Consider the following 7,477-nt stretch of genomic DNA (forward strand, 5'->3'; position numbering starts at 1 on the left):
GGAGATGGCGCAGGAGGAGGGCGACGACGACGTCCTCGCCGAGGCCGAGTCCGAGCTGACCTCGTTGCGCGCCGCGATGTCCGACCTCGAGGTCCGGACCCTGCTCGCGGGCGAGTTCGACCCGCGCGAGGCCGTGGTGACGATCCGCGCCGGCGCGGGTGGCGTCGACGCCGCAGACTTCGCCGAGATGCTCATGCGGATGTACGTGCGCTGGGCCGAGCGCAAGGGCTCCCCCACCAAGGTCATGGACACCTCCTATGCGGAGGAAGCCGGCCTGAAGTCGGCCACCTTCGAGGTCAACGCGCCATACGCCTTCGGCACGCTCTCGGTCGAGGCGGGCACGCACCGTCTCGTGCGGATCAGCCCGTTCGACAACCAGGGCCGCCGGCAGACCTCGTTCGCCGCCGTCGAGGTGATCCCGCTGATCGAGCAGACCGACAGCATCGAGATCCCCGAGTCCGAGCTCAAGGTCGACGTGTTCCGCTCCTCCGGCCCCGGCGGGCAGAGCGTCAACACGACCGACTCCGCCGTGCGCATGACCCACATCCCCACCGGGATCGTGGTGTCGATGCAGAACGAGAAGTCCCAGATCCAGAACCGAGCCGCCGCCCTGCGGGTGATGCAGTCCCGACTGTTGCTCCGCCGTCGGGAAGAAGAGCAGGCGAAGAAGAAGGAGCTGGCCGGCGACGTCAAGGCATCCTGGGGCGACCAGATGCGCTCCTACGTGCTCCAGCCCTACCAAATGGTCAAGGACCTGCGCACCGAGCACGAGTCCGGCAACACCGCCGGCGTGTTCGACGGCGAGATCGACGACTTCATCAACGCCGGCATCCGCTGGCGTCGCCAGCAGGTCGACAACCCCAGCTGACGCCAAAACCCCCTTTCCCGACGGCGGTGGCTCGCCCTGCGTGGTCGGGCCGCCCCGGCGTGTCGGGCACGGATCCCAGGGTTCGCTGCCTACCGTGGGCGGTGGCCGGTCACCTGTACTTCCCCGTCGTCGATCCCGGCCGAGAGTCCAGTGATCCGGTTCGACAACGTCTCCAAGGTTTACGCCCGCGGGCATCGACCGGCACTCGACCAGGTGTCGGTCGAGGTCGAGCGCGGCGAGTTCGTGTTCCTGGTCGGCTCCTCCGGCTCAGGCAAGTCCACGTTCCTGCGCCTCGTGCACCGCGAGGAGCGCCCCACCTCGGGTGGTGTGTTCGTCGCGGGTCGGGACCTGTCGCGGATCTCCTCGTGGAAGGTGCCACATCTGCGCCGCCAGATCGGGGTGGTGTTCCAGGACTTCCGACTGCTCAACGATAAGAACGTCTTCGACAACGTCGCGATCGCCATGCAGGTGATCGGCAAGCCGCGGCACCAGATCATGAGCGCCGTGCCCGAGACGATCGAGATGGTCGGGCTCGCAGGCAAGGAGAAGCGGATGCCGACCCAGCTCTCGGGCGGTGAACAGCAGCGGGTCGCGATCGCGCGCGCGTTCGTCAACCGGCCCCCGATCATCCTGGCCGACGAGCCCACCGGCAACCTCGACCCCGAGACATCGGTCGGGATCATGCGGCTGCTGGAGCGGATCAACCGCACGGGGACCACGGTGGCGATGGCCACGCACGACCAGGAGATCGTCGACCAGATGCGCAAGCGCGTCATCGAGCTCGTGGACGGCCAGGTCGTCCGCGACCAGGCGCGCGGCGTCTACGGGGCACGGGAGAACGCATGAGGGTCCGCTTCGTCCTGTCCCAGATCGGCAACGGGCTCCGACGCAACATCGCGATGGCGGTCTCGGTGGTGCTGGTCACCTTCATCTCGCTCACCTTCGTGGGTGCGGCCGTGCTGCTGCAGATGCAGGTCGATAAGGCCAAGGACGACTGGTACGACAGGGTGGAGGTCAACGTCTACCTGTGCCCGGCGGGTGAGGCGTCACAGGCATGTCCCGACGGCGAGGTCACCGAGGAGCAGCGCGGCGAGATCCAGGCGCTGCTGGAGTCCGACGCCTTGTCCGACTACGTGCAGACCGTCTACCTGGAGACCAAGGAGCAGGCCTGGGAAGCGTTCCAGGAGCGCTTCGGTGAGCAGGAGTGGGCCCAGCGCATCACCGAGGACCAGATGCAGTACTCGTTCCGGGTCAAGCTGGTCGACCCCGAGCAGTACCAACTGATCTACGACGAGCTCTCGGGCCGACCGGGCGTGCAGCAGGTCATCGACCAGCGCAGCATCCTCGAGCCGCTCTTCCTGGTGCTCAACCGGGCCACCCTGATCTCGGTGGGTCTCGCCGTGCTGATGACCGTGACGGCGGTGCTGCTGATCACCACGACCATTCGTCTGTCCGCCATGAGCAGGCGCCGCGAGACCGGGATCATGCGCCTGGTGGGCGCGTCGAACCTGTTCATCCAGCTGCCGTTCATGCTCGAGGGCGCGATCGCTGCGCTGATCGGAGCCGGGCTCGCCGTCGGCGGGTTGTGGATGGGCGTGCATTACATCGTCGAGGACTGGCTGGCCGAGTCTGTGCGGTTCATGCCGTTCGTCGATACCGGCGACGTGCTGACGATCGCTCCCATCCTGGTCGCCATCGGGATCGGGTTGGCTGTCATCAGCTCGTTGGTCACCTTGAGTCGATATACGAAGGTGTAGGGCTGAGGATCATGACCGCGATACGTAGGCACCGCGGGACCTGGATGCGGAGGACGGCGAGTCTGGCCGTCGGATTGCTGCTGCTCGGTGTGGCCATCGGGCCGGCAGCGGCCGACGACCTCGACGATCTCGAGGAGCAGCAGGAACAGAACGCGCGTGAGCGTGAGGAGGTCGAGTCCGCGCTCGAAGGCACCGACGCCGACCTCGCCGAGACCTACCTCGAGCTCGACGACATCAACCGGCGACTCCCGATCGCCGAGCAGGAGCTCGTGAACGCGAACGAGGAGCTCGCGGCAGCGGAGCGGCACCTCAGCGAGGTGCAGGGCCGGCTGGATGTCGCGCGGCAGCAGCAGAGCGACCTCGAGGAGGACATCGCGCGCGGCGAGACCGAGATCGCGCAGAACGAGAACGCCATGGGCGAGGTCGCCCGCACGGCCTATCGAGGTGGCGACGGCCTGAGCACGTTGTCACTGATCTTCGGTGCCGGTTCCGCCGAGGAGTTCGCCCAGGACTACTCGGCGATGAGCTCCGCGCTGCGGACCCAGGACCAGACGCTGAGCGACCTGGAGAACCTGCAGGCGGTCAACCGCAACCGGCAGGTGCGGCTCGACGCCGTGGAGGAGCGCATTGTCGAGCTGGAGGCCGAGGCGCAGACGGCGGTCGAGGCGGCGGAGGTCGCGCGGCAGCGTGCCGCGAACCTGGTGTCGGAGATCAAGCAGCTGAAGACCGAGCAGGAGGACAAGGCCGCCGAGCTTGAGCAGCTGCGCGAGGACTACGCGGACAAGCAGGCCGACCTCGAGGCCGAGAACGACCGGATCTCGCAGGAGATCAAGGACGAGATCGCGGCGATCGCGGCTCGCGAGAAGGCCGAGCGGGAGCGGCAGCGTGAGGCCGAGCGCCAGGCTGCGCAGCAGAACTCCGGTGGCAGCTCCGGAGGTAGTGGCGGCGGCGGTTCGGGCGGCGGCAGCGGTGGTGGCTCGGGCGGCGGCTCCGGTGGCGGAGGCGGCGGCGGAGGCGGTGGGGGATCCTCGTCCGGCGCGTTCGCCTCACCGCTGAGCCGAAGCCTCTACGTGACCAGCGGCTACGGGATGCGGTGGTACCCGATCACCGGTGGCTACTTCTTCCACCAGGGCGTCGACCTCCGCTCGGGCTGCGGCGAGGCGCAGATGTCGGTCGCCTCGGGCACGGTCGTGGGGGTGCGACCCGCCGCAGGCAACGGCACCCACGGCAACCAGGTGCTCGTGAACCACGGCGTGATCAACGGCAACTCGTGGGTGAGCGTGTACAACCACCTGTCGAGGTTCGCGGTCAGCGTGGGTCAGAGCGTCTCGCAGGGTCAGGCGATCGGCTACACCGGCGCCACCGGCAACGTGACCGGATGCCACGTGCACCTCGAGCTGTGGCGCAACGGCGCCACCGTCAACCCGTTGCCCTACATCTCCTGAGCTGACCCGGTGCGAACGTGGCGCTGAGGGCGAAATGGTGAGCCTTCGCCGTCGGGCCTGACCTACCCTGGAGCGGCCACGCGTCAGGGGCGGGGCAGGAGAGGAAGTCGTGAGCAACGTCAAGGGTGGCGCCAAGAAGAAGAAGCTGCCGGCAGGGGTCGATCCGCGCACGGTCAAGAACGTGGTGGCGCGGAACAAGAAGGCGCGGCACGACTACCACATCGATGACACCTACGAGGCGGGCCTGTCGCTGACCGGCACCGAGGTCAAGAGTCTGCGCGCGGGGCGTGCCTCGCTCGTGGACGGCTGGGTGTCCGTCGACGGGAACGAGGCGTGGCTGGAGGGCGTGCACATCCCCGAGTACACCGAGGGCACGTGGACCAACCACGCCGTGCGGCGCAAGCGCAAGCTGCTGCTGCACCGGGCGGAGATCGACAAGCTGGCGCAGTCGACCCGCGAGAAGGGGCACACGATCGTGCCGCTCGAGCTGTATTTCGTCGGTGGCCGCGCCAAGGTCGAGATCGCGACGGCGCGAGGCAAGCAGGAGTGGGACAAGCGCGAGACCCTCCGGCGACAGCAGGACGAACGCGAGGCACAACGCGAGATGAGCCTGCGCCGTCGGGCATGAGCTGCCTGGGCAGGTCTGTCCGCCGGGTGACGGAGGTCGCGAGGGCGAGGGCCGATTAGCCTGATGGGCATGACTCGTCGGGCACCGTTCACGCTCCTGGCCTCCCTGCTGTTGGCCCTCCTCGCGGCCGTGGTGCTGCTGCCTGCCTCCACCGCGCGCGCCGACGACGACCAGGGTGACCGTGAGATCACGCGGTTCGCCGTGGAGGCGACCGCGCAGGCCGACGGCACGATCTCCGTACGGCAGGAGATCGACCTCGACTTTGCCTCCACACCCGGGCACGGGCTGTTCCTGACCCTGATCACGCGTCAGGAGATCGCCGGCGATCCCGACCACTACCGGGTGCTCGAGATCAGCGACGTCGAGGTGAGCTCACCCACCGGTGCCCCTGCGGACAAGTACCTCGAGGAGGGCAGCAACGGGCTCCTCATCCGGATCGGTGACGAGGACATCGACGACGTCTCGGGCGTGCAGACCTACGTGGTGGAGTACACGGTCGCCGGGATCCCGAACTCCGGCGTGGGGGCCGGCGGCGAGGACGAGATCTACTGGAACGTGATCGGCTCGGCGTTCGAGCTGCCGATCTCGAACGCGTCGGTGCGGCTGACCGGGCCGGCGCTGCCCGAGCAGGTCGCCTGCTACACGGGGCGGGTGGGCTCGACGAACCAGTGCTCCGCCTACCGCGTGAGCGACGGCGTGGCGACATTCGAGCAGCACCGGCTGCGCGAGGGCCAGGGGATGAGCGTGGTGGTCTCGTACCCGGGTGGCAGTTTCGGGGGCGTGGAGCCGATCCTGGAGCCCCGCCGCACGTTCGCGAACGGCATCGGGCTCGGGACGCCTGTGGTGCCTGCCGCCGCCGGTCTCGCCGTGCTCGCGGTCGGTGGAGTGGCCGTGTTCGCACGCCGCCGCGGCCGGGACATCGCGTACGAGGGCGTGACGCCCGGCCTGGTCCCGGCGGCGGGTGGCGCGAGTGTGGGCCCGCGCAAGAAGACTCCCGTCACCGTGCAGTTCACGCCGCCGGCCGGCGTGCTGCCGGGGGAGATGGGCACGCTGACCGACGAGCGGGCCGACCGCCGCGACGTCACCGCGACGATCTTCGATCTCGCGGTGCGCGGCTATCTGCGGATCGAGGAGATCGAGGGCGCCAAGAAGCCCGACTGGCGGCTGATCCGGAACCTCGACGCCGACTGGGACGAGCTGCAGCCCTTCGAGCGCACGCTGCTGCGCAGCATCTTCACCACGAGCGGTGAGAAGAAGCGGCTGAGCAAGCTCGGCAACCGGTTCGCCGAAGGCGTCTCGGACACGCAGGAGCAGCTGTACGAGGAGATGGTGAACCGCGGCTGGTTCACGCACTCACCGCGGACCGTGCGGAACTCCTGGATCGGTATGGGGATCCTGCTGGTCGTGGCCGGCGTGGTGGCCACGTTGTTGCTGTCGTTCCTCGCGGGCTGGGGGCTGCTTGGCGTGGCTGTGATCCTTGGGGGAGTCGCTGTGCTGGTGGCGGCGCCGCACGCGCCTGCCCGGACCGCCGACGGCAGCGCCGTCCTCGCCCAGGCGCTCGGCTTCAAGAAGTACATCGAGACCGCCGAGGCGCGCACGCTCCAGTTCGAGGCCGACGAGGACATCTTCTCCAAGTACCTCCCGTACGCCATGACGTTCGGGCTCGAGAGCCGTTGGGTGGGGATCTTCGCCGAGTACGCCAAGCAGGGCGGAGAGGTGCCCAATCCGAGCTGGTACGTGGGCCACACCCCGGCCGTGATGCTGTGGTCCTCGGGCTTCGGCGAGGCGGTCAGCTCCTTCACCTCGGCCGCCGACATCGCCGTGGCGACCGCAACCCCCGCCTCCTCGGGTGGGTCCGGCTTCTCCGGCGGCGGTGGGTTCTCCGGTGGTGGCGTCGGTGGTGGCGGTGGCGGCGGCTGGTGAGCTGCGGTGGGCTTCACGGGAATGAGCTGGGGCTCGACGGCGTTGGCCAGGTAGCATGAGATGTCGCCTACCGGCGGGCTTGCCCGCTCAGGCGATGCTTGACAACTCAACAGGGGGGTGATCGGTTTCGACGACGGTTGTCGTTCCAGGAGAAGCGGGTCGAGGATGCATGGTCATCTCGTCAACGCTCCATGCAAAACCATAGGTGCCGATTCCAAGCGCACCGAGTTCGCCCTCGCCGCCTGAGCGAGCCAGAACTCCGTCAGCCCGGGCTAGCTTCCGTCCCGGTTCCTGGCGTCATCTAGGAAGCCACTGCTCGTAGTCCTCGTCATCGGGGCTGCTTGAACATCTAGGTGACTGAGCCCGTCAGCGACTTGTCTGCGTGATCGCTGGGGCCGAGAAACTCATCAGCAGACTGCACCCGGAGAAGTCCTGGTTCCACGCTGTCGGACGCGGGTTCGATTCCCGCCACCTCCACCTCATGACAAAGCCACCGCGCGCCAGCGCGAGTGGCTTGTGTCATGTGTGGAGGTGTCGGGTCTCGGGAGGAGGAACGCCCACCGAGGTACTTTCGCCGCCCAGGAGCGGACGCCCAGCCGGCTCGGTCCCTCCCTCAGAGAGCAGGCTCTCCCTGCGCGTCGATCACCCAGGTGACGCCGGAGCGGTCTCAGTCCGAAGCAAGGGGGCGCAGCACGAGGACCGCTGGCCGTGCGTTGGCCAGTTCGAGGTCGACCTACCCACTCCGGAGGTGGTGCGCTGGATCAGCGACGGGGAGGTCGAAGCGATCACGGAACGCACCTCGCTCGTGACCACCGGTTCGTGGTCCTGGGCAGGGCTGCTTGCGCAGGTCGTCCGC

General features: G+C 68.3%; 6 protein-coding genes and 1 other RNA gene. All 7 read left to right on the forward strand.

The features are described 5' to 3' along the window. The coding region (gene prfB / locus ACOJSN_RS02260) for a peptide chain release factor 2 (RefSeq protein ID WP_420110885.1) at window positions 1-868 on the forward strand (868 nt) is incomplete at its 5' end. Between the two features lie 150 nt (window positions 869-1,018). Continuing rightward, window positions 1,019-1,714: a cell division ATP-binding protein FtsE gene (gene ftsE / locus ACOJSN_RS02265; RefSeq protein ID WP_420110886.1), complete on the forward strand. Its 696-nt coding sequence runs from the start codon at window positions 1,019-1,021 to the stop codon at window positions 1,712-1,714. Continuing rightward, window positions 1,711-2,625 carry a permease-like cell division protein FtsX gene (gene ftsX, locus ACOJSN_RS02270; RefSeq protein WP_420110887.1) on the forward strand — a complete coding sequence of 305 codons (915 nt, stop codon included), beginning with the start codon at window positions 1,711-1,713 and terminating at the stop codon, window positions 2,623-2,625. The genes ftsE and ftsX overlap by 4 nt, the downstream gene beginning before the upstream one ends. 11 nt (window positions 2,626-2,636) lie before the next feature. Then, entirely contained in the window at window positions 2,637-4,070 is a 1,434-nt protein-coding gene (locus ACOJSN_RS02275) for a peptidoglycan DD-metalloendopeptidase family protein (RefSeq protein ID WP_420110888.1), read from the forward strand. A gap of 145 nt (window positions 4,071-4,215) precedes the next feature. Beyond that, window positions 4,216-4,698: an SsrA-binding protein SmpB gene (smpB, locus tag ACOJSN_RS02280; protein WP_420110890.1), complete on the forward strand. Its 483-nt coding sequence runs from the start codon at window positions 4,216-4,218 to the stop codon at window positions 4,696-4,698. A gap of 69 nt (window positions 4,699-4,767) precedes the next feature. After that, window positions 4,768-6,621 carry a DUF2207 domain-containing protein gene (locus ACOJSN_RS02285; RefSeq protein WP_420110889.1) on the forward strand — a complete coding sequence of 618 codons (1,854 nt, stop codon included), beginning with the start codon at window positions 4,768-4,770 and terminating at the stop codon, window positions 6,619-6,621. Window positions 6,622-6,734: 113 nt separating this feature from the next. Further along, window positions 6,735-7,101, forward strand: a transfer-messenger RNA (tmRNA) gene (ssrA, locus tag ACOJSN_RS02290). The last annotated feature ends 376 nt before the right edge of the window (window positions 7,102-7,477 follow it).

This window comes from Pseudactinotalea sp., from assembly GCF_048594945.1.
Taxonomy (GTDB): Bacteria; Actinomycetota; Actinomycetes; order Actinomycetales; family Beutenbergiaceae; genus Pseudactinotalea.

Coding starts and splice junctions, on each gene's coding strand:
- ftsX (WP_420110887.1), top strand. CDS start 1,711: ATGAGGGTCCGCTTCGTCCTGTCCCAGATCGGCAACGGGCTCCGACGC.
- ACOJSN_RS02275 (WP_420110888.1), top strand. CDS start 2,637: ATGACCGCGATACGTAGGCACCGCGGGACCTGGATGCGGAGGACGGCG.
- ACOJSN_RS02285 (WP_420110889.1), top strand. CDS start 4,768: ATGACTCGTCGGGCACCGTTCACGCTCCTGGCCTCCCTGCTGTTGGCC.